Origin of the sequence: Caballeronia sp. LZ019, from assembly GCF_031450825.1 — a bacterium.
GTDB lineage: Bacteria > Pseudomonadota > Gammaproteobacteria > Burkholderiales > Burkholderiaceae > Caballeronia.
The window spans coordinates 64,033-85,369 of record NZ_JARTVZ010000005.1 but is presented as its reverse complement, the minus strand read 5'-3'; the positions used below and the strand labels follow the sequence as shown (position 1 = coordinate 85,369).

Here is a 21,337-nt window from a genome sequence, read left to right as displayed (position 1 = left end):
TCAGGCGCACAGTCAGTTGCGCGAAAGAGGTTGAGGACCATTCCCCATCATGGTTGAACTAGAAATTGACGGCAAGACGGTCGAGGTGCCTGAAGGCAGCATGGTGATCCAGGCTGCGCACAAGGTCGATACGTACATTCCTCACTTCTGCTATCACAAGAAGCTGTCGATCGCGGCGAACTGCCGGATGTGCCTCGTCGAAGTCGAGAAGATGCCGAAGGCGGTCCCCGCGTGCGCGACGCCTGTTTCGGCTGGCATGGTCGTTCGCACCACGTCCGACAAGGCCGTGAAGGCCCAGCAGTCGGTGATGGAATTCCTGCTGATCAACCATCCGCTCGATTGCCCGATCTGCGATCAGGGCGGCGAATGCCAGCTGCAGGATCTGGCGGTCGGTTACGGCAAGTCGCAGTCGCGCTATAGCGAAGAAAAGCGCGTCGTGTTCCACAAGAACGTCGGTCCGCTCATCTCGATGGAAGAGATGACGCGCTGCATCCATTGCACGCGCTGCGTGCGCTTCGGCCAGGAAGTCGCCGGTGTGATGGAACTCGGCATGCTGGGCCGCGGCGAGCACTCGGAAATCACCTCGTTCGTCGGCAAGACAGTGGATTCGGAACTGTCCGGCAACATGATCGACCTGTGCCCGGTCGGCGCGCTCACGAGCAAGCCGTTCCGCTACAGCGCGCGGACGTGGGAGCTGTCGCGCCGCAAGTCGGTGAGTCCGCACGATTCCGTCGGCGCGAATCTGGTCGTCCAGGTGAAGAACAACCGCGTGATGCGCGTTCTGCCGATGGAAAACGAAGCCATCAACGAATGCTGGATTTCGGACAAGGACCGTTTCTCCTACGAAGGCCTGAACAGCGACGAGCGTCTCAGCACGCCGATGCTGAAGCAGGGCGGCAACTGGATCGAGACCGACTGGCAGACCGCGCTCGAGTACGTGGCGAAGGGCATCAAGGGCATCAAGGCGGATCATGGCGCGAACGCCATCGCTGCGCTCGCGACGCCGCACAGCACGGTCGAGGAACTGCACCTGCTGAAGGCGCTGGCTGAAGGCGTCGGCACGCCGAACGTCGATTTCCGTCTGCGTCAGAACGATTTCTCCGCGCCGGTCGGTGCGGGCGCGCCGTGGCTCGGCGTGAAGATCGCGGATCTGTCGAATATCGACACCGCTTTCGTGATCGGCTCGTTCCTGCGGCGCGATCATCCGCTCTTCGCGGCGCGCCTGCGTCAGGCGGCGAAGAACGGCGCGAAGCTCACGTTCCTGAACGCAACCAATGACGACTCGCTGATTCCGACCGCGCATCGCCTGGTGGCGGCGCCGTCGGCATGGCTGGATCAACTGGCCGGTATCGCGGCGGCCGTGTCCGAGGCGCGCGGCGTCGCGTTGCCCGAGGCGTTTGCGGGCCGCGAAGCGTCGGCTGCGGCGAAGGACGTTGCCGCGTCGCTGTCGGCGGGCGACAAGCGTGTCGTGCTGCTCGGCAACGTGGCGGTTCAGCACCCGGATTTCGCGCAGATTCAGGCAGCGGCGCAGTGGATCGCCGACAACACCGGCGCGAGCTTCGGCTTCCTGACCGAAGGCGCCAACTCGGTCGGCGCGTATCTCGTCGATGCATTGCCCGGCGAAGGCGGCCTCAACGCACGCGAAGTATTCGAACAGCCGCGCGAGGGCTACGTGCTTCTCAACGCCGAGCCGGAATTCGATACGGCGAACCCGGCGCAAGCCATCGCCGCGCTGAAGGCGGCCGAGATGGTCGTCGTGATGTCGCCGTTCAAGCACGGCATGGAGTATGCGGACGTGCTGCTGCCCATCGCGCCGTTCACGGAAACATCGGGCACGTTCGTCAACGCGGAAGGCACGGCTCAGTCGTTCAACGGCGTCGTGCGCGGTCTGGGCGATACGCGTCCGGGCTGGAAGGTGCTGCGCGTGCTCGGCACGATGCTCGGCCTGCCGGGCTTCGAATTCGACACGGCCGAAGAAGTGCGCATCGCGGCCCTGGGCACGGGCGACCTGACCGCGCGTCTGTCGAACGAGACGACCGTGGCGGCGAAGCGCGCAGCTTCGAACATCGCGGTGAAGGGTGGCTTCGAGCGTCTCGCCGATGTGCCGATCTATCACGCCGACCCGCTCGTGCGTCGCGCGCCGTCGCTGCATCTGACGGCAGCGGCCCGCGAGGCGAATGTCGCCGGCCTGCCGACGACGCTCTTCGACAAGCTCGGCCTGAAGGATGGCGACGCGGTGCGAGTCAGGCAAGGCGATCTGTCGGTGGTGCTGCCCGCGGTCCGTGACGCGAATCTGGCTGAATCGGTGGTTCGCGTGCCGGCGGCCACGGCGGCCGGAGCGGCACTCGGCGGCCTGTTCGGTGAACTGGTAGTGGAGAAGGCGTAAATGGGCTTGTTCGATACGATCAACGCAGGCGGCACGCAGCTTCTTGGCGTCGCATGGCCGACCGTCTGGGCGCTCGTGCGCATCCTCGTCGTCGCGGTAGTGATCCTGCTGTGCGTCGCGTACCTGATTCTCTGGGAGCGCAAGCTCATCGGCTGGATGCACGTGCGTCTCGGTCCGAACCGCGTCGGCCCGGCGGGTCTGTTGCAGCCGATCGCGGACGTGCTGAAGCTGCTGCTGAAGGAAGTGATCCAGCCGACGCAGGCCAGCAAATGGATCTACGTGATCGCGCCGATCATGACCGTGGTGCCGGCGTTCGCCGTGTGGGCGGTCATTCCGTTCCAGGCGAAGGCGGTGCTCGGCAACATCAATGCGGGCTTGCTGTACATCATGGCGATCTCGTCGATCGGCGTGTACGGCGTGATTCTCGCGGGCTGGGCGTCGAACTCGAAGTACGCGTTCCTCGGCGCGATGCGCGCGGCGGCGCAGATGGTGTCCTACGAAATCTCGATGGGCTTCGCGCTGGTCGTCGTTCTGATGGTGGCCGGCACGCTGAACATGTCGGACATCGTCGCGTCGCAGCAGCGCGGCATCTTCGCGAGCTTCGGCGTGAACATCCTGTCGTGGAACTGGCTGCCGCTGTTGCCGATGTTCGTCGTGTACTTCATCTCGGGCATCGCTGAAACGAACCGTCACCCGTTCGACGTGGTGGAAGGTGAATCGGAAATCGTCGCGGGCCACATGATCGACTATTCGGGCATGGCGTTCGCGCTGTTCTTCCTGGCCGAATACATCAACATGATCGTCATTTCGGCGATCGCGGCGACGCTCTTCCTGGGCGGCTGGGATGCACCGTTCGGCTTCCTGTCGTTCATTCCTGGCGTCTTCTGGTTCGTGCTGAAAGTCTTCTTCCTGCTGTCGATCTTCATCTGGGCGCGCGCGACTTTCCCGCGTTACCGCTATGACCAGATCATGCGTCTCGGCTGGAAGGTGTTCCTGCCGGTGTCGGTCGTGTGGGTGGTCGTGGTCGGCTTCTGGATCATGTCGCCGCTCAACATCTGGAAGTAACGGCGAAAGAGCGGACGAAAACCATCATGAATGCAATTCAGAACTTCTTTAAGACCTTCTTTCTGACCGAACTGCTGAAGGGGCTGGCGCTGACGGGACGTTACACGTTCCAGCGCAAGATCACCGTGCAGTTCCCGGAAGAAAAGACGCCGGTTTCGCCGCGCTTCCGTGGCCTGCATGCGCTGCGCCGCTACGAAAATGGCGAAGAGCGCTGCATCGCGTGCAAGCTGTGCGAGGCGGTATGCCCGGCGCTCGCGATCACCATCGAATCGGAAACGCGCGCGGACAACACCCGCCGCACGACGCGCTACGACATCGATCTGACCAAGTGCATCTTCTGCGGCTTCTGCGAAGAGAGCTGCCCGGTCGATTCGATCGTCGAGACGCATATCCTCGAGTATCACGGCGAGAAGCGCGGCGACCTGTATTTCACGAAGGACATGCTGCTTGCAGTGGGCGATCGTTACGAGAAGGAAATCGCCGCGTCGAAGGCGGCGGACGCTCCTTACCGTTGATGCGGATTCGATGCCGGTGAAGAATCATGGCTCCGCGCGAGACCGGCATCCAAACCCAAGCGATTCTGTTGTTGCTGTCGGCGCACGTGAAGAGCGGGACGCGCGCCGACACACCATGCCTGATGATGGCCTAACGATGAACCGGTAATCATGGAATTCACAACCGTACTGTTCTACATCTTCGCGCTGCTGCTGACCGTATCCGCGCTAAAGGTGATCACTTCGCGCAACCCGGTGTCGTCCGCGCTGTTTCTCGTGCTCGCGTTCTTCAACGCGGCCGCAATCTGGATGCTGCTGCAAGCCGAATTCCTCGCGATCCTTCTGGTTCTCGTGTATGTCGGCGCCGTGATGGTGCTGTTCCTCTTCGTCGTGATGATGCTGGACATCAACATCGACGTGCTGCGACGCGATTTCCGGCGCTTCGTGCCGCTCGCGACCATCGTGGGCGCGATCATCGTGATCGAAACGGCGCTGATCCTGTGGCACGGCTACGGCGCGACCGTCACGCCGCTGCGCGATGCGGCAGCGGGCGCGGGCGTCGGCAGCGCCGCGGTGATGCCGAACACGCAACTGATCGGCAAGGTCATCTACACCGATTACATCTTCGCGTTCGAAATCGCGGGTCTCGTGCTGCTCGTCGCCATCATCGCGGCAATCTCGCTGACCATTCGCGACAAGAAGGACAAGAAGACGCAAACCGTCAGCAAGCAGGTCAAGGTTCGCCGCGAGGACCGCGTGCGTCTCGTGAAGATGCAGGCCGAGAAGCAGGCGCCGGACGCGTCTGTCGAGCCCGCCGTGACCGGCAACGTCGGCGCGGGCACGGTCGACAACAAAGGCTGAGCGAGAGAGGAGAAATCGAAACATGTTGAGTCTTGCCCATTACCTCGTGCTCGGCGCGATCCTGTTCGCGATCAGCATCGTGGGAATCTTCCTGAACCGCCGCAACGTGATCATCATCCTGATGGCCATCGAGCTGATGCTGCTCGCGGTGAATACCAATTTCGTCGCGTTCTCGCACTATCTGGGCGACGTGCACGGCCAGATCTTCGTGTTCTTCGTCCTGACCGTGGCCGCTGCCGAAGCCGCGATCGGTCTCGCGATTCTCGTGACCCTGTTCCGTAGCCTCGACACGATCAACGTCGAGGATCTCGATCAGCTCAAAGGTTAATTTCAGGCTAGGCTGTTATGTCCACGACACTCAACGAAAACCTCCTGCTTGCGATCCCGCTGGCGCCGCTCGCGGGCTCGCTGATCGCCGGGCTGCTCGGGCGTGCGATCGGGCGGAAGGGCGCGCATCGCGTGACCATTCTCGGCGTCTTCGTCGCGTTCATCCTGTCGGCGATCGTCTACGCCGACGTGCTGAAGGGCGCGAGCTTCAACGCCACCATCTACCAGTGGATGTCGCTCGGCTCGCTGAAGATGGAGGTCGGCTTCCTGGTCGACTCGCTCACCGCGATGATGATGGTCATCGTCACCTTCGTCTCGCTGATGGTGCACATCTACACCATCGGCTACATGGCGGAGGAAGACGGCTACCAGCGCTTCTTCTCGTACATCTCGCTCTTCACGTTCTCGATGCTGATGCTCGTCATGAGCAACAACTTCCTGCAGCTCTTCTTCGGCTGGGAAGCGGTGGGTCTCGTGTCGTACCTGCTGATCGGCTTCTACTACACGCGTGAAAGCGCCATCTACGCGAACCTGAAGGCGTTTCTGGTGAACCGCGTCGGCGACTTCGGCTTTCTGCTGGGCATCGGCTTGTTGCTCGCGTTCGCCGGATCGCTCAACTACGGCGATGTCTTCGCGCAAGGCGACAAGCTCGCGAACATGCAATTCCCCGGCACGACCTGGGGCCTGTTGACGGTCGCCTGCATTTGCCTCTTCATCGGCGCGATGGGCAAGTCCGCGCAGTTTCCGCTGCACGTGTGGCTGCCTGACTCGATGGAAGGTCCGACGCCGATCTCCGCACTGATTCACGCAGCGACGATGGTGACCGCCGGCATCTTCATGGTGACGCGCATGTCGCCGCTTTTCGAGCATTCGGACGCGGCGCTGTCGTTCGTCACGGTCATCGGTGCGATTACCGCGCTGTTCATGGGCTTCCTCGGCGTAGTGCAGAACGACATCAAGCGTGTCGTCGCATATTCGACGCTCTCGCAGCTCGGTTACATGACGGTCGCACTCGGCGTGTCGGCGTATCCGGTCGCAGTGTTCCACCTGGGCACGCACGCGTTCTTCAAGGCGCTGCTGTTCCTCGGCGCGGGTTCGGTCATCATCGGCATGCACCACGATCAGGACATGCGCAACATGGGCGGTCTCGCCAAGTACATGCCGATCACGTGGATCACGTCGCTGCTCGGTTCGCTCGCGCTGATCGGCACGCCGTTCTTCTCGGGCTTCTACTCGAAGGACTCGATCATCGATGCAGTGAAGCTCTCGCACCTGCCGGGTTCGGGCTTCGCGTATTTCGCGGTGGTGGCGAGCGTGTTCGTCACCGCGCTGTACTCGTTCCGCATGTACTTCATGGTGTTTCATGGCAAGGAGCGTTTCCGCGGTCCCAAGCACCCCGACTCGCCGATGGGCGCCGAAGAAGCGGCGCACGGTCATGGCCACGGCCACGGCCACGATGACCACGGTAACGGTCATGCGCACGAGCCGCACGAGAGCCCGTGGGTCGTTACGCTGCCGCTGATTCTGCTGGCGATTCCGTCGGTGGTGATCGGCGCGATCATGGTCGGCCCGATGCTCTTCGGCGACTTCTTCTCGCACGGCGTCGTGTTCGACAAGGTGATCTACATCGCCGAGAACCACGAAGGCATGCACGAAATGGCCGAGGAATTCCACGGCTGGTTCGCCATGGGCCTCCATTCCGTCACCGGTTTGCCGGTGTGGCTGGCGCTCGCCGGCGTGATCGTCGCCTGGTTCCTGTACATGAAGCGCCCCGATCTGCCGCCGGTCATCCGCCGCCGCTTCGGCCCGATCTACACGCTGCTCGACAACAAGTACTACTTCGACAAGATCAACGAAGTGGTCTTCGCAAAGGGCGCCATCGCAATCGGCCGCGGGCTGTGGAAAGAGGGCGATGTGGTCGTCATCGACGGCGTCGTCAACGGCAGTGCGCGATTCGTCGGCTGGTTCGCCGGTGTCATCCGCTTCCTTCAATCCGGTTACATCTACCACTACGCGTTCGCCATGATTATCGGCATGTTGGGGCTGTTGACCCTGTTTGTAACGCTCGGCGGCAAATAAGAGGCGAGGGACCCCATGCATTCTTTTCCGATTCTCAGTGTCGCGATCTGGTTGCCGATCATCTTCGGCCTGCTGGTTCTCGCGGTAGGCAATGACCGCAATCCGGCGCCCGCGCGCTGGGTCGCGCTGGTCGGCTCGGTGCTCGGTTTGATCGTCACCATTCCGCTGGTCACGGGTTTCGACTCGTCCACCGCCGCGCTGCAGTTCGTCGAGCAGGCGAACTGGATCGAGCGGTTCAACATCACGTATCACCTGGGCGTCGACGGCATCTCGATGTGGTTCGTCGTGCTGACCGCGCTGATCACGGTCATCGTCGTGATCGCCGGCTGGGAAGTGATCACCGAGCGCGTGTCGCAGTACTTCGCCGCGTTCCTGATTCTCTCGGGCATCATGATCGGCGTGTTCTCGACGGCCGACGGCATGCTGTTCTACGTGTTCTTCGAGGCCACGCTCATTCCGATGTACATCATCATCGGCGTGTGGGGCGGCCCGAACCGCGTCTATGCGGCGTTCAAGTTCTTCCTGTACACGCTCGCCGGCTCGCTGCTGATGCTGGTCGCGCTGCTGTATCTGTACACGCAGACGCACACGTTCGACCTCGCTACGTGGCAAGCCGCGAAGATCGGCATGACGCCGCAGGTGCTGCTTTTCATCGCATTCTTCCTGGCGTTCGCCGTGAAGGTGCCGATGTGGCCGGTCCACACCTGGCTGCCCGACGCGCACGTCGAAGCACCGACGGGCGGTTCGGTCGTGCTGGCGGCCATCATGCTGAAGCTCGGCGCATACGGCTTCCTGCGCTTCTCGCTGCCCATCGCGCCGGACGCGAGCCATTTCCTCGCTCCGGTAGTCATCACGCTGTCGCTGATCGCAGTGATCTACATCGGCCTCGTGGCGATGGTGCAGGCGGACATGAAGAAGCTCGTCGCGTATTCGTCGATTGCGCACATGGGCTTCGTCACGCTCGGCTTCTTCATCTTCAGCCAGCTCGGCGTCGAAGGCGCGATCATCCAGATGATCTCGCACGGCTTCATCTCGGGCGCCATGTTCCTTTCCATCGGCGTGCTGTACGACCGTGTCCACTCGCGTCAGATCGCGGATTACGGCGGCGTCGTCAACACGATGCCCAAGTTCGCGGCGCTGTCGATGTTCTTCGCGATGGCCAACTGCGGCTTGCCGGGCACGTCGGGTTTCGTCGGCGAGTTCATGGTGATTCTGGCTGCCGTGAAGTTCAACTTCTGGATCGGCTTCCTCGCCACGTTCACGCTGATTCTCGGCGCGGCCTACACGCTGTGGATGTACAAGCGCGTGTACTTCGGCGCGGTCGCGAACGACCACGTCGCCAAGCTCGCGGACATCAACAAGCGTGAGATGTTCATGCTCGTCGTGCTCGCGCTGTTCACGCTTTACATGGGCCTGCATCCGAAGCCCTTCACCGACGTGATGCACGAGTCGGTGGCAAACCTGCTCTCCCACGTCGCGCAGTCCAAGCTGCCGCTGGATCAGTAACGCCGTGCGGAGGAACTAAAAGATCATGCAAAACGCCCCTATGAGTGTCCTGTTGCCCGACGCGGTCCTGATGGCCGCGGTCGTCGTGGCCTGGTTGAACGACACGATCTTCGGACCGTCGAGCCGTCGCGTCACGTATCTGATCGCGCTCTGGTCGACGGTCGTCGTCGGCGTGTCGTTCGCGTTCACCGCGCTCGATCCGACGCCGCATTACTTCTTCTCGCGCATGTATATCGTCGATCCGTTCGCGAGCGCGATGAAAGCGGTCGTGACGCTCGGCTACGCGGTATCGATCATCTATTCGCGGAAGTACCTGGAAGACCGCGATCTGTTCCGCGGCGACTTCTTCCTGCTCGGCCTGTTCTCGCTGCTCGGCCAGTGCGTGATGATTTCGGGCAACAACTTCCTGACGCTGTATCTCGGCCTGGAACTGATGTCGTTGTCGCTGTATGCGGTCATCGCCCTGCGCAAGGACGTGCCGCAGTCGAACGAATCGGCGATGAAGTACTACGTGCTCGGCGCGCTCGCTTCCGGCTTCCTGCTCTATGGCGTGTCGATGCTGTACGGCGCGACCGGCTCGCTCGAACTGAACGAAGTGCTCAAGGCGGTGGCGTCGGGCCGCATCAACGACGCCGTGCTGCTCTTCGGCGTGATCTTCATCGTCGCGGGCGTAGCGTTCAAGATGGGCGCGGTGCCGTTCCATATGTGGGTGCCTGACGTCTATCAGGGCGCGCCGACCGCCATGACGCTGCTGACCGGCGGCGGCCCGAAGGTCGCGGCGTTCGCGTGGGGCCTGCGCTTCCTCGTGATGGGTCTGCTGCCGTTCGCAGTGGACTGGCAGGAGATGCTGGTGATTCTCGCGGCGCTGTCGCTGATCGTCGGCAACGTCACGGGTATCGTGCAGCGAAATATCAAGCGGATGCTGGCTTACTCGGCCATCTCCAACATGGGCTTCGTGCTGCTCGGCCTGCTTGCGGGCGTTGTCGACGGCAAGGTGACGGGCGCGGCGGGCGCATACAGCTCAGCAATGTTCTACAGCATCATCTATCTGGTGACGACGCTCGGCACCTTCGGCGTGGTCATGTTGCTGGCACGCCGTGACTTCGAAGCCGAAATGATCGACGACTTCAAGGGTCTCAATCAGCGCAGCCCGGTCTTCGCGTTCGTCATGATGGTGATGATGTTCTCGCTCGCGGGCATTCCGCCGACGGTCGGCTTCTATGCGAAGCTCGCCGTGCTCGAAGCAACGATGAACGCCGGCCTCACATGGCTCGCCGTGCTCGCGGTTCTGACCTCGCTGGTCGGCGCGTTCTACTACCTGCGTATCGTGAAGCTCATGTACTTCGACGCACCGCAGGACGCATCGCCGATCGAAGCCGGCACCTTCAATCGTTCGCTTCTCGCGTTCAACGGCCTGGCCGTGCTGGTGCTCGGTCTGGTCCCGGGCCCGCTGATGACGGCGTGCCTGCAGGCGATCTCGCATACGCTGCCGCTGTAATGTCGGCTGCGGGCTGGTTCATTGTGCTGTTGGCGCTCGTGGGCGCCAACATTCCTTTCCTGAATCAGCGCCTTTTCGCAGTCGTGCCGTTGCCGCTTCCCGCGGCGGCGGGGCGCAAGACCGCGAGGAAGAGCGCCTGGATCAGAATCGGCGAGCTTATCGTTCTGTACTTCGTCGTCGGCGCGCTCGGCTTCATGCTCGAAGCGCGCGCCGGCAACCGCTTCACGCAGGAATGGCAGTTCTATGCCATTACCTTCAGTCTCTTCGTGGTGCTCGCGTTTCCGGGCTTCACGTATCAATACCTCGTCAAACGCCGCTGACGGTCCTGCCGTCAGCGGCTTGTTTGCGTCCGACACAGGGTTCAGCATGGCAGATCACACGTCCACTCCCGGCAGCGATGACGGCCTCATCGAGAAGAAGGTCGAGAGCGTCACCCTGCACGCAGGGAAGTTCCTGACGCTTAAGCGCGACACCGTTGCCTTGCCCGACGGCAAACACGCCACGCGCGAGTTCGTCGAGCATCCGGGCGCGGTGATGATTCTCCCCGTGTTCGACGATGGCCGCGTGCTCCTCGAACGGCAGTTTCGTTATCCGGTCGGCCGCGTGCTGCTCGAGTTTCCGGCGGGCAAGCTCGATCCGAACGAGGACGAACTCGCGTGCGCGAAGCGCGAGTTGCAGGAAGAGACGGGCTACAGCGCGCGCGAGTGGACGTTTTTGACGCGCATCCATCCGGTGATTTCGTATTCGACGGAATTCATCGACCTGTATCTCGCGAGCGGCCTCACAGCCGGCGACGCCAAGTTGGACGAAGGCGAATTCCTCGAGACGTTCATCGCGGATCATGCGCAACTGATGACGTGGGTCAAGGACGGAACCATCAGCGATGTGAAAACGATCATCGGCGCGTTCTGGCTCGAGAAGCTCCGGTCCGGCGAGTGGCAGGCGGGCGAATCGATCAAGGCGTAAGCCGAAGCGTCGTCGAATATCGAAGCGGCCCATGTGGCCGCTTGGTCGTTTTGGTGCACTCGAACGGCTAAGCGTTGCACGCTTCGAACGGCTAGAATCCAAAGAACGGACGCCTTATCGTCCTACATGACGAACGACCGTTCACAAACAGCAGTTCCGAGCTTAAACTCCAAGAATCCCCATCAGCATGAAGGTCCTCGATTTAAAGTGCGCGCACGAGCATCGCTTCGAAGGCTGGTTCGCATCGGCCGACGAATTCGAGTCGCAGTTGGCGCGCAAGCTGGTCGCCTGTCCGGTCTGCTCGGCGACTGACGTCAGCCGCATGCCGTCCGCGCCGCGGCTGAATCTGTCGTCGGCGCGCGGGGATGCGTCCGCACCGGCTCAAGCGCCGGTGGCCGCTCCCGACGCCGCCGCGTTGCAGGCGCGCGCGCTGCAATTCTTGCGCGAGCTCGTCGAGAAGACTGAAAACGTGGGGGAGCGGTTCGCGGAGGAGGCAAGGCGCATTCACTACAACGAAGCGCCCGCGCGCAACATCCGCGGCGTTACGACGCCGGAAGACGCGCACGCTTTGCTCGAAGAGGGAATCGAAGTGATGCCGCTGCCGGTGCCGGCAGCGTTGAAGGAGCCGCTGCAGTAAGCGCGAGCGCGGCGTCTCCGAAGGCTTCGGCACGATGAGGAGACACCGCGCATGGATCTCGATTATTCCCCTGCGGACAATGCCTTTCGGGCCGACGTCCGCGTCTGGCTCGAAGCCAGTCTGCCACGCGCCCTGCGCGACAAAGTCCTCGGACACAAACATCTCAACCGCGATGACTACGCGAGCTGGCACAAGCTGCTTGCGGCGCGCGGCTGGTCGGCGGTGGCGTGGCCGCGCGAATACGGCGGTCCCGGTTGGGACGCCACGCGGCGTCACATCTGGGACGAGGAATGCGCCCGCGCCGGCGCGCCGATCGTGCTGCCGTTCGGCGTGTCGATGGTCGCGCCCGTGCTGATGAAATACGGCAGCGACGCGCAGAAGTCTCGCCATCTTCCACGCATCCTCAATGGCGACGACTGGTGGTGCCAGGGCTATTCCGAGCCCGGCGCCGGGTCCGACCTCGCGTCGCTGCGCACGCGCGCCCAGCGCCACGGCGATCACTACATCGTCAACGGACAAAAGACCTGGACGACGCTCGCGCAGCACGCCGACATGATGTTCTGCCTCGTTCGCACCGACAGCAGCGCGAAGAAGCAGGAAGGCATCTCGTTTCTGCTCATCGACATGAAGACGCCGGGCATCACCGTGCGTCCGATCATCACGCTCGATGACGATCACGAGATCAACGAAGTTTTCTTCGAGGACGTGAGGGTGCCGGCCGCCAATCTCGTTGGCGACGAGAATCGCGGGTGGACCTATGCGAAGTATCTGCTTGGCCACGAGCGCACGGGCATCGCGCGCGTCGGACAATCGAAGCGGGAACTGGCGTTTCTGAAGCGTCTCGCGCTCGATCGGAACAAGCACGGCAAGCCGCTGCTGCACGATCCCCTGTTCGCGGGCAAGGTCGCGGCGCTCGAGATCGAATTGATGGCCCTGGAGGTGACGGTCCTGCGCGTCGTCGCGAGCGAGGCGGGCGGAAGGGGACCGGGACCGGAAGCATCGATGCTCAAGATCAAGGGCACGGAAGTCCAGCAGGCGCTGACCGAACTGATGTTCGAAGCCATCGGCCCGCAGGCGGCCGCCTTCGATCCGGCATTCCTCGAAGGCGAGCGCGAAACGAGCGTGACCGGCGACGATGACGCCGCGCCGCTCGCCGCTTACTACTTCAACTTCCGCAAGACATCGATCTACGGCGGATCGAACGAGATTCAGAAGAACATCATCGCGCAGATGATTCTGGGACTTTGAGGAGCCGCCATGAACTTCGACTTCAGCGATGAACAGCAGCAGTTCCGCGATGCGCTGCGCCGCTATCTCGACAACGAGTATGGATTCGATGTGCGGCAACGAATCGTGGCATCCGAGGCGGGCGTCGATGGCAAGCACTGGCGCGCCTTCGCCGAGCTCGGCCTGCTCGCGTTGCCGGTTCCGGAAGCGCAGGGCGGCTTCGATGGCGGCCCGGTCGACATGCTCGTCGTCATGGAGGAACTGGGGCGCGCGCTCATCGTCGAGCCGGTGTGGGCGACGTTGTCGGGTATCGAGGCGTTGCGGCTCGTCGCATCGCAGGGAAGCGCAATGGCCGGCGAGTTGCTCGAGCGCGCGGCAACAGGCGACGTGCGGTTGACGGTCGCTTTCCACGAGCCGGACGCGCGCTACGACCTGTTCGACCTGCGCGCGACGGCCACCGTCACCGGCGATGCCTGCGCGATCACAGGCGTGAAGTCGGTCGTGCAGCACGGCGCGCAAGCGGATTACTGGATCGTGCCGGCGCGCGTCGACGGCGAGATCGCGATCTTCGTCGTCGCGCGCGATGCGGCCAACGCGGGCATCACCGAATATCGCACGATCGACGGCCAGCGCGCGGCAACCCTCGTCTTCGATGCAACGCCCGCCACGCGCCTCGATGAGCACGGCGCGGGGGCAGCGACGCTCGAACGCATCGCGGACTACGCCACTTTCCTGCTATGTGCCGAAGCGCTCGGCGCGCTCGATGCACTGAATCGCGCGACGATCGATTACACGAAGGAGCGCCAGCAATTCGGCGGACCCATCGCGCGGTTTCAGGTATTGCAGCATCGCATGGTGGACATGTTGATTCACACGGAGCAGGCGCGCTCGATCACCTACCTCGCCGCCGCACGCTATCCGAACGACGACGCCGCCACGCGCGCGCAAGCGATATCGGCGGCAAAAGCGCGTATCGGACAGGCTGCGCGCTTCGTCGGTCAGCAGGCGGTGCAGTTGCACGGCGGCATGGGCGTGACGAACGAGTTGCCGGTTGCGCACTGGTTCAAGCGCCTGTCGATCATCGAGACGACGCTCGGCGACGTGGATCATCATCTCGCGCGCTTTGCATCGTCGCCCGCGTTTTCCCTTACCGACGTTTGACGTTCAAGAGGACCTTTGCATGACCTATAGCTTTGAAGACTTCGAAGTAGGCGCGGCGGTGACGCTCAGCGCGCATGCCTTCACGCGTGAAGAGATCGTCGATTTCGCCGGCCGCTACGATCCGCAGCCGTTCCATCTTTCCGACGAAGCCGGGCGGGCGTCGCATTTCGGCGGTCTCGTGGCGAGCGGCTGGAACACCTGCTCGGCGATGATGGGCATCCTCGTGCGCGACATGCTCGCGGATTCCACATCGATGGGCTCGCCGGGCCTCGACAACATTCGCTGGCTGAAGCCGGTGCGCGTCGGCGATTCGGTGCGCCTCACGGTGCGCGTGCTCGATAAGCGCGTATCGAAGAGCAAGCCGGATCGTGGCATCGTGTCCACGCGATGGGAGGCACATAATCAGGATGGTGAACTGGTCCTGACGGTGGACTCTGCTGCGTTGTTCGGACTGCGCGAGCCGGCATCGCAGTCCTGATCGGATAGTCGTGGTATTCCGCCAGCGCCAGCCTGGCGATCGCGTTCCGGTGCACTTCATCCGGCCCGTCCGCCAGGCGCAGGCGCAAGGTGCGGGCAGACGCATACGCATACGCGGGCGGAGAGTCATCGCAGACGCCGCCCGCGCCGTGCGCCTGGATCGCCCAGTCGATGACCTGACACGCGACATCCCACGCGCATCTTTGTTGCCGACGGTTTCGACTTTCCCGGTGTCTTACCGCCGGGCCTCTTTTTTCCTTACTCTTGCGTTCCCGGAACAGGCCGCTGATCCCATATCATTGGTTCGTCCAGTGTCAACTCCAGACGGGGCCGCAGCTCCGGATGAGCTTGGGCTTGCGAAAGAAGCACCATGCAGCCGATTTGCCGGGCGTGTTCATCAGTGAAGGGAGCGGTGCTGAAGTCTTCCCTATCAGTGGGCACATTGAATACGAAGCCAGCCTGATCAATCACCGACTGCACGTGCTTGCGCATGACGCCGCAAAGTCGCACTTGCCGGGTGTCCTCGTCATAGAAGACGATCGTTGCTCGTAGGGTTTGCTCATTAGATTCCTCGACAGGTCTGGTATCGCGCAAATGCACGCGCTTTACACATTGCAAGCGTGCGAGTCATGCAGATGCGTCCCTCCGTGATCATCGTCCCACTTTCTGCGCGTATCGCCACGCGAGTTCCGCCATCGGGCGGGCGCGGCGTCCCGCGTCGATGGCTTGCGCGCTCGCGGCGGTGCCATCGGCGACGCGCTTCATGATGCCCTGCAGGATCGCCGCGATGCGGAACATGTTGTAGGCGAGAAAGAAGTTCCACTCGCCTTCGATGGTGAACCCCGTGCGCTCGCAATAGCGCGCGACATATGCGGCTTCTTCGGGAATCCCGAGCGATGTCCAGTCCAGTCCGGCGATGCCGCGAAACTGCGACGGTTCGACATGCCACGCCATGCAGTGATACGCGAAGTCGGCAAGCGGGTCGCCGAGCGTCGACAGTTCCCAGTCGAGCACGGCGAGCACGCGCGGCTCGTCGCGATGAAAAATGAGGTTGTCGAGCCGGAAGTCGCCATGAACAACGCTGGCTTTCCGTTCCGATGCGCGCGGAATGTGGTGCGGCAGCCAGTCGATCAGCCGATTCATCGCATCGATTTCCTCCGTCTGCGATGCGACGTACTGCTTGCTCCAGCGCCCGATCTGCCGCTCGAAGTAATTGCCCGGCTTGCCGTAATTCGCGAGACCGGCGGCTTCGGCATCGACCGTATGCAGGGCGGCGATCACGCGATTGGCTTCGTCGTAGACCGCGGCGCGCTCGCCCTGCGTCATGCCGGGCAGCGACGGGTCCCACAGCACGCGGCCGTCGACGAACTCCATGACGTAGAACGCGCGGCCGATCACGCTTTCGTCCTCGCAGAGCGCCAGCATGCGCGCGACGGGCACGTCGGTGGCGGCGAGCCCGTCCATCACGCGGTATTCGCGTTCGATTGCGTGAGCCGAAGGCAGCAGCTTCGCGGCGGGGCCGGGCTTGGCCCGCATCACATAGCTGCGCGATGGCGTGACCAGCTTGAACGTCGGGTTCGACTGGCCGCCCGCGAACTGCTCCATGTCGAGCGGACCCGCGAAGCCATCGACGTGCGATGCGAGCCATGCGGTCAGCGCATCGGTATCGAAGCGCTGCCGTTCGTGAACGGGGCGCGTGCCTTCGAATGCTGAAAAATCGGAGTGCTTGTTCGTATCGTTGTCGGGCATCGTCTCCTCCGGTCTGGTTGGCGAAGCGTCGTCAGTTCATGCCGCTCGCCTTGAATCGCACGAACTGCGCGTAGAGCAGTTCCATCGTCGTGTTGCGGACGTCCGCGTGCAGGGGCGAGGGCGGCGAGTGGTTGATCGCATGCACGACCCAGTCGCCGGGTTTGTCGCCGACATCGAGCGCGTTGATGCAGCCCGTCGCCTGCGACAGATGCCCGTAGAACGCGCGCCCGCCCGCAGTGATCGCATGCGAGAGCAGCGCGCGATTGACGCCGCCGTGCAGCACGAGCAGGACCGTGTCCCACGCGGTGTCGGCGCGCAGCCGGGCCATCGCGGGGAGGGCGCGGTCGAGCAATTCGCCGATGGTCTCGCCGCCTAGAAACTGCGTCGCCTCGGGCACGACGCCATCGAACACCGAGAGGAACGCGCGCTCGATGTCGCTCGTCGAAAGATTCGCGAGCCGGCCGCCGCGTATCTCCTGCCATTCCGGCCAGATTTCGATATCGACCGATTGCCCCGTCTCCGCCAGCACGCGCTGCGCGGTTTCCAACGTGCGCGGCAGGCCGCTCGCGATCACGCGATCGAAGCGTATGCGTTGCGCCGCGAACTCGCGCCCGGCCGCGCTCGCTTCCTCGCGGCCGCGTTCGTTGAGCGGCACGCTTTCGGGATCGATCGCGCGGCCTGTGTCGTCGAAATAGGTGACGTCGCCGTGACGCATCAGGAAGATGCGCCGCCGCTTCGGCAGTTCGTAGTGAGCCATGACTTAACGATAGTTGGGCTGGCGCTTGTCGAGGAACGCGGTGATGCCTTCGAGCGCATCGCCGTGATGGAGGGCATCGACGAAAGCGTCGCGTTCGAGATCGAGATGCGCGGCGAGCGGCTGCACGTCCGCCGCGTTGATCAGCGACTTGATGCGCGCGAGCGCTTTCGGCGACACGCTGCCGAGATCGTCGGCCCACGCGATGGCCGCATCGAGCGCAATGCCCTTCTTCGTCAGCCGGTTCACGACGCCGACCTCATAGAGACGCGGCGCGCCGATCGGCTTCGCTTCGAGCAGCACCTCGCTCGCGAGCGTGCGCGGCAGCGCGCGTGACAGGAACCACGAAGCGCCGCCATCCGGCGTCAGGCCGACGCGTGCGTACGACATGACGAAGCGCGCATCGTCGGCGGCGACGATCAGATCGCATGCGAGCGCGAGCGAGAAACCCGCGCCGGCCGCCGCGCCTTCGACCGCTGCGATCACCGGCTTGGTCGATGCCCGCAGCGCGCTGATCCATTCCGCGAGCAGGTCGATGCTTTCCGCCTGCACCGATGGCGCCTTCGCACGGTTCTCCAGCAGACGATTCAGATTGCCGCCCGCGCAGAAGAAATTGTCCGCGCCGGTCAGCACGATCGCGCGCACCGAGCTGTCGCGCTCGGCGGTGGAAAGCGCCTCGATGCCCGCTGCGTACATGTCCGGATGCAGCGCGTTGCGCGCGCCCGGATTAGACAGCTTCAGCACGAGCGTGGTGTCGCTGCCGGCGGGGCGATGTGTCAGAAGTTCGGCGCTCATCGGCGCTCCTCGTCGTGGGTGAGCGAAAGTCCAAGCTGCGCGCGGCGCGTGAGCCACGGAGAAGGGCGGTAACGCGGATCGCCGAGCACGCTTTGCATATTGCGCAGGATCGTGAGAATGGTCGCCGCGCCGAGCGAGTCGCCCAGCGCGAGCGGCCCGCGCGGATAGCCGAGCCCGAGCGTCACGGCGAGGTCGATATCCCCGGGCGTCGCAATGTCTTGCTGCGCGATATCGCAGCCGATATTGACGATCGTCGCCACGACGCGTTGTGCGACGAAGCCGGTGGAATCGCGGATCACGGTGACGGGCACGCCGTCGGCGGAAAAGAGCGCGTGGGCGGCGTCGCGCATGGCGGGCGTCGTCGCGGGCGTCGTCATGATCGTGCGGCGCGCGACGGTATCGAGCGGAAAGAGCGTGTCAACGGCGACGACGCGCGTGGCGTCGAGATGCTCCGCGACGGCGGTCGTCGTCGCATCGAAGCCGAGCGGCGTGACGACGATCAGCGATTCCGGCGCGGGCGTGACGCCGCAATCGATGTGAACGCCCGCGTCATGCTTCGCGATCACTTTGAGCACTTGCTCGCGCGCGGCAGGCGATGCGCGGCTGATCCACACGCGCGCCGGAAGTTGCGTCGGCGCGGGGGCTTCGTCGGGCGCCTGCTGCTTGCCATCGATATAACGATAGAAGCCTTCGCCCGCCTTGCGCCCGATCAGCCCGCCCGCGAGCCGCGTGCCGGTGATCGGCGACGGCGTGAAGCGCGGCTCTTCGTAGAACTGGTGATAGATGGATTCCATCACCGGATGCGAGACATCGAGCGCGGTCAGGTCGAGCAATTCGAACGGTCCGAGCCGGAAGCCCGCCTGCTCGCGCATGATGCGGTCGATATCCGCGAAGCTCGCGACGCCTTCGCTCGCCACGCGCAGGCCTTCGGTGTTCATGCCGCGCCCCGCGTGATTGACGATGAAGCCCGGCATGTCCTTCGCGCGCACCGGCGTGTGGCCGATGCGGCGCGCGAGTTCCATCAGCGCATCGCCGGCGCGCGGATCGCCGCGTAGTCCGTCGATGACTTCGACGACGCGCATCAGCGGCACCGGATTGAAAAAGTGGAAGCCCGCGACGCGCTCCGGTTTCGCGCAGCCCGCGGCGATCGCGGTGATCGACAGCGACGACGTGTTCGACGCCAGAATGCACGATGCGCCGACGACCGCTTCCAGTTCGCGAAAGACCTCGCGCTTGATGTCGATGTTCTCGACGATCGCCTCGACGACCGCGCCGCAGTCGGCGAGCTCGCTCAGGTCCTGTGCATCGTGGACGAGTGCGAACGCGGCGTGCGCGTCGGCCTCCTTGATCTTGCCTTTGGCGGCGAGCTTGCCGAACGTCTCGGACAGATACGCGCGCGCGGCGTCGAGCGCGGCCGGGTTCGAATCGTAGAGACGCACGGTCAGCCCGGCGAGCGCGGCGATCTGCGCGATGCCGCGTCCCATCGCGCCGCTGCCGACGATGCCGAGTGTCTCGATCTTGTATTCCTGCGGACTCATGATGCGTTTCGTCTCCTCGGTATGCTTCATCTGATCTGAATGTCCGGCAGTGAGACGCGGCTAGAGCTTGCTGAGCCGCTCCAGTGCCAGCGCAAGCGTCTCTTCCTTCTTCGCGAAGCAGAAACGCACGACGCCGGATTCGTGAGGCTCGTGATAGAACGCCGACACCGGAATGGCCGCGACGCCGATCTCGCTCGTGAGCCATTGCGAGAAGTCGGCTTCGGACATGTCGCTGATCGCCGAATAGTCGACGCACTGGAAGTACGTGCCGTCGCAAGGCAGCAGCGAGAAGCGCGTGTTCGCGAGGCCCGCGCGGAAGAAGTCGCGTTTCTTCTGGTAGAACGCGGGCAGTTCCAGATACGGCTTCGGGTCTTCGAGATAGTGCGCGAGGCCGATCTGCATCGGCGTGTTCACCGTGAACACATTGAACTGATGCACCTTGCGGAATTCAGCCGTGAGCGGCGCGGGCGCCGCGACGTAGCCGAGCTTCCAGCCCGTCACATGAAACGTCTTGCCGAAGCTCGACACGACGAAGCTGCGTTTCGCGAGTTCCGGATAGCGCGAGACGCTTTCGTGCGGCGCGCCGTCGTAGACCATGTGTTCGTAGACTTCATCGGAGACGATCAGCACGCCGGTGCCGCGCACGATGTCTTCGAGCTTGCGCATGTCCGCTTCCCGCCAGACGCGGCCGGTCGGATTGTGCGGCGTGTTGATCATCAGAAGGCGCGTCTTCGGCGTGATCGCGGCGGCGATCTTGTCGAAGGGCAGCGCGTAGTCCGGCGCTTCGAGCGATACGAACACCGGCTTGCCGCCCGCGAGTTCGATCGCGGGCACGTAGCTGTCGTACATCGGCTCGATCACGACGACTTCATCGCCCGGATGCACGCAGCACAGCACGGCGGTCAGCAGCGCCTGCGTCGCGCCGGCGGTGACGGTGATTTCGCGGTCGGCGTCGTAGGCGCGGCCGTAAAGCGCTTCGATCTTGCGCGCGATGGCCTGCCGCAGCGGCGCCGCGCCGGCCATCGGCGGGTACTGATTATGGCCGTCGCGCATCGCGGAGGCGACGGCGTCGACGATACGGGGATCGCAGTCGAAATCGGGGAAGCCCTGACCGAGATTCACCGCGCCCTTTTGTGCGGCGAGGGCGCTCATCACGGTGAAGATGGTCGTGCCGACGTTCGGCAGACGCGAGGGAAAGGACAGCTCGGGTGACGCTTCAGGCATTGGGTGCATGGCGTTCATGATGATTGTTGGACGTGGGCTGTGCGGTTCTCGCGCACGTTTCAGGCGACTTCTGCGATGGCCCTCGCTTCGAATGCCGCGACGAACGGCTTCGGCTCGGCGATGCGAAACGCGAAGTCGCGCGCGACGCGGCGTGCGAGCTTCAGCACCGCGCGGTCCTTCGAGACGAGCCAGTCCGCGTTCGATGCGTGCGCGAGTTCGAGAAACTTCTGGTCGTCGCGGTCGCGGCACTTCGGCAAGGGCCGCTCATCCGCCGATGCTTCCGGCGCGATCAGTGTCGACAGGCGCGCGAGCGTATCGAGCGCCGCCGCCTTGTCGATGTTGATGCGCACGAACTGCGGATAGTCGAGCACGTGCGTGAGTTCGGCGAGACACCGGGCATCGATCAACGCGTTGAGCGTGCGGGCTTCGAGCGCGGCGCGGATCGGCCGGGTGGCGGGATCGTCGAACACCAGGATGTCGATCCACACGTTCGAATCGAGCACGACGCGCGCTCTGGCGGGTGACGCGGCGGAATTTTCCATTCGATACAATCGGGGGTTTATGCCTATGATCGTCGGCGGGGTGCCGGCGAG

Annotated in this window: 21 protein-coding genes and 1 pseudogene; 14 read left to right on the top strand and 8 right to left on the bottom strand. The window is 63.6% G+C overall.

The window, feature by feature from the left end; all coding sequences use genetic code 11:
* The first annotated feature begins 49 nt into the window (after nt 1–49).
* The 14 genes from nuoG to P9255_RS13685 all read left to right on the top strand — a co-directional run bounded on the left by nuoG (nt 50) and on the right by P9255_RS13685 (nt 14,685).
* Nucleotides 50–2,386: an NADH-quinone oxidoreductase subunit NuoG gene (gene nuoG, locus P9255_RS13750; protein WP_309789832.1), complete on the top strand. Its 2,337-nt coding sequence runs from the start codon at nt 50–52 to the stop codon at nt 2,384–2,386.
* Nucleotides 2,387–3,451 carry an NADH-quinone oxidoreductase subunit NuoH gene (gene nuoH, locus P9255_RS13745; RefSeq protein WP_309764607.1) on the top strand — a complete coding sequence of 355 codons (1,065 nt, stop codon included), beginning with the start codon at nt 2,387–2,389 and terminating at the stop codon, nt 3,449–3,451.
* A 26-nt stretch (nt 3,452–3,477) separates the two neighbouring features.
* Nucleotides 3,478–3,966 carry an NADH-quinone oxidoreductase subunit NuoI gene (gene nuoI, locus P9255_RS13740; RefSeq protein WP_035959380.1) on the top strand — a complete coding sequence of 163 codons (489 nt, stop codon included), beginning with the start codon at nt 3,478–3,480 and terminating at the stop codon, nt 3,964–3,966.
* Nucleotides 3,967–4,116: 150 nt separating this feature from the next.
* Nucleotides 4,117–4,806 carry an NADH-quinone oxidoreductase subunit J gene (locus P9255_RS13735; RefSeq protein WP_309764608.1) on the top strand — a complete coding sequence of 230 codons (690 nt, stop codon included), beginning with the start codon at nt 4,117–4,119 and terminating at the stop codon, nt 4,804–4,806.
* A 22-nt stretch (nt 4,807–4,828) separates the two neighbouring features.
* A complete protein-coding gene (gene nuoK / locus P9255_RS13730) occupies nt 4,829–5,134 on the top strand; it encodes an NADH-quinone oxidoreductase subunit NuoK (protein ID WP_007588140.1) in 306 nt (101 codons plus the stop codon).
* A gap of 17 nt (nt 5,135–5,151) precedes the next feature.
* Nucleotides 5,152–7,212 carry an NADH-quinone oxidoreductase subunit L gene (nuoL, locus tag P9255_RS13725; protein WP_309789831.1) on the top strand — a complete coding sequence of 687 codons (2,061 nt, stop codon included), beginning with the start codon at nt 5,152–5,154 and terminating at the stop codon, nt 7,210–7,212.
* Between the two features lie 15 nt (nt 7,213–7,227).
* The gene (locus P9255_RS13720; RefSeq protein WP_309764610.1) at nt 7,228–8,718 is read left to right on the top strand and encodes an NADH-quinone oxidoreductase subunit M; all 1,491 of its coding nucleotides are present in this window, start codon (nt 7,228–7,230) and stop codon (nt 8,716–8,718) included.
* Between the two features lie 25 nt (nt 8,719–8,743).
* Nucleotides 8,744–10,216 (top strand): NADH-quinone oxidoreductase subunit NuoN, encoded by a 1,473-nt coding sequence (gene nuoN, locus P9255_RS13715; RefSeq protein ID WP_309789830.1) that lies wholly within the window; start codon nt 8,744–8,746, stop codon nt 10,214–10,216.
* Nucleotides 10,216–10,536 carry a DUF2818 family protein gene (locus P9255_RS13710; protein WP_309764612.1) on the top strand — a complete coding sequence of 107 codons (321 nt, stop codon included), beginning with the start codon at nt 10,216–10,218 and terminating at the stop codon, nt 10,534–10,536. Before nuoN ends, P9255_RS13710 begins: the two co-directional genes overlap by 1 nt.
* Before the next feature lie 46 nt (nt 10,537–10,582).
* Nucleotides 10,583–11,182, top strand: coding sequence for an NUDIX hydrolase (locus P9255_RS13705; protein WP_309764613.1), 600 nt, complete (start codon nt 10,583–10,585; stop codon nt 11,180–11,182).
* 187 nt (nt 11,183–11,369) lie between these two features.
* On the top strand, nt 11,370–11,819 hold the full coding sequence (locus P9255_RS13700) for a DUF1178 family protein (RefSeq protein WP_309789829.1): 450 nt from the start codon (nt 11,370–11,372) through the stop codon (nt 11,817–11,819).
* 51 nt (nt 11,820–11,870) lie between these two features.
* A complete protein-coding gene (locus tag P9255_RS13695; RefSeq protein WP_309789828.1) occupies nt 11,871–13,067 on the top strand; it encodes an acyl-CoA dehydrogenase family protein in 1,197 nt (398 codons plus the stop codon).
* 9 nt (nt 13,068–13,076) lie between these two features.
* Nucleotides 13,077–14,207, top strand: a complete 1,131-nt coding sequence (locus tag P9255_RS13690; protein WP_309789827.1) for an acyl-CoA dehydrogenase family protein — start codon at nt 13,077–13,079, stop codon at nt 14,205–14,207.
* A gap of 19 nt (nt 14,208–14,226) precedes the next feature.
* Nucleotides 14,227–14,685 (top strand): MaoC family dehydratase, encoded by a 459-nt coding sequence (locus P9255_RS13685; RefSeq protein WP_309789826.1) that lies wholly within the window; start codon nt 14,227–14,229, stop codon nt 14,683–14,685.
* 13 nt (nt 14,686–14,698) lie between these two features.
* Here the strand turns inward: P9255_RS13685 and P9255_RS13680 are convergent.
* From P9255_RS13680 to P9255_RS13645, 8 genes and pseudogenes are all read right to left on the bottom strand, one after another.
* Nucleotides 14,699–14,875 (bottom strand): annotated as a pseudogene (locus P9255_RS13680) (acyl-CoA dehydrogenase family protein); the annotation flags it as partial.
* 67 nt (nt 14,876–14,942) lie between these two features.
* A complete protein-coding gene (locus P9255_RS13675; RefSeq protein WP_309789825.1) occupies nt 14,943–15,278 on the bottom strand; it encodes a hypothetical protein in 336 nt (111 codons plus the stop codon).
* A 57-nt stretch (nt 15,279–15,335) separates the two neighbouring features.
* Nucleotides 15,336–16,433, bottom strand: coding sequence for a phosphotransferase (locus tag P9255_RS13670; protein ID WP_309789824.1), 1,098 nt, complete (start codon nt 16,431–16,433; stop codon nt 15,336–15,338).
* Between the two features lie 31 nt (nt 16,434–16,464).
* Nucleotides 16,465–17,190, bottom strand: coding sequence for a histidine phosphatase family protein (locus tag P9255_RS13665; RefSeq protein WP_309789823.1), 726 nt, complete (start codon nt 17,188–17,190; stop codon nt 16,465–16,467).
* Nucleotides 17,191–17,193: 3 nt separating this feature from the next.
* Nucleotides 17,194–17,982: an oxepin-CoA hydrolase, alternative type gene (locus tag P9255_RS13660; RefSeq protein WP_309764620.1), complete on the bottom strand. Its 789-nt coding sequence runs from the start codon at nt 17,980–17,982 to the stop codon at nt 17,194–17,196.
* The gene (locus P9255_RS13655; protein WP_309790749.1) at nt 17,979–19,520 is read right to left on the bottom strand and encodes a 3-hydroxyacyl-CoA dehydrogenase; all 1,542 of its coding nucleotides are present in this window, start codon (nt 19,518–19,520) and stop codon (nt 17,979–17,981) included. The genes P9255_RS13660 and P9255_RS13655 overlap by 4 nt, the downstream gene beginning before the upstream one ends.
* Before the next feature lie 60 nt (nt 19,521–19,580).
* Nucleotides 19,581–20,762 carry a pyridoxal phosphate-dependent aminotransferase gene (locus P9255_RS13650; protein WP_309764621.1) on the bottom strand — a complete coding sequence of 394 codons (1,182 nt, stop codon included), beginning with the start codon at nt 20,760–20,762 and terminating at the stop codon, nt 19,581–19,583.
* Between the two features lie 41 nt (nt 20,763–20,803).
* Nucleotides 20,804–21,286 carry a putative toxin-antitoxin system toxin component, PIN family gene (locus P9255_RS13645; RefSeq protein ID WP_309789822.1) on the bottom strand — a complete coding sequence of 161 codons (483 nt, stop codon included), beginning with the start codon at nt 21,284–21,286 and terminating at the stop codon, nt 20,804–20,806.
* Between the last annotated feature and the right edge of the window lie 51 nt (nt 21,287–21,337).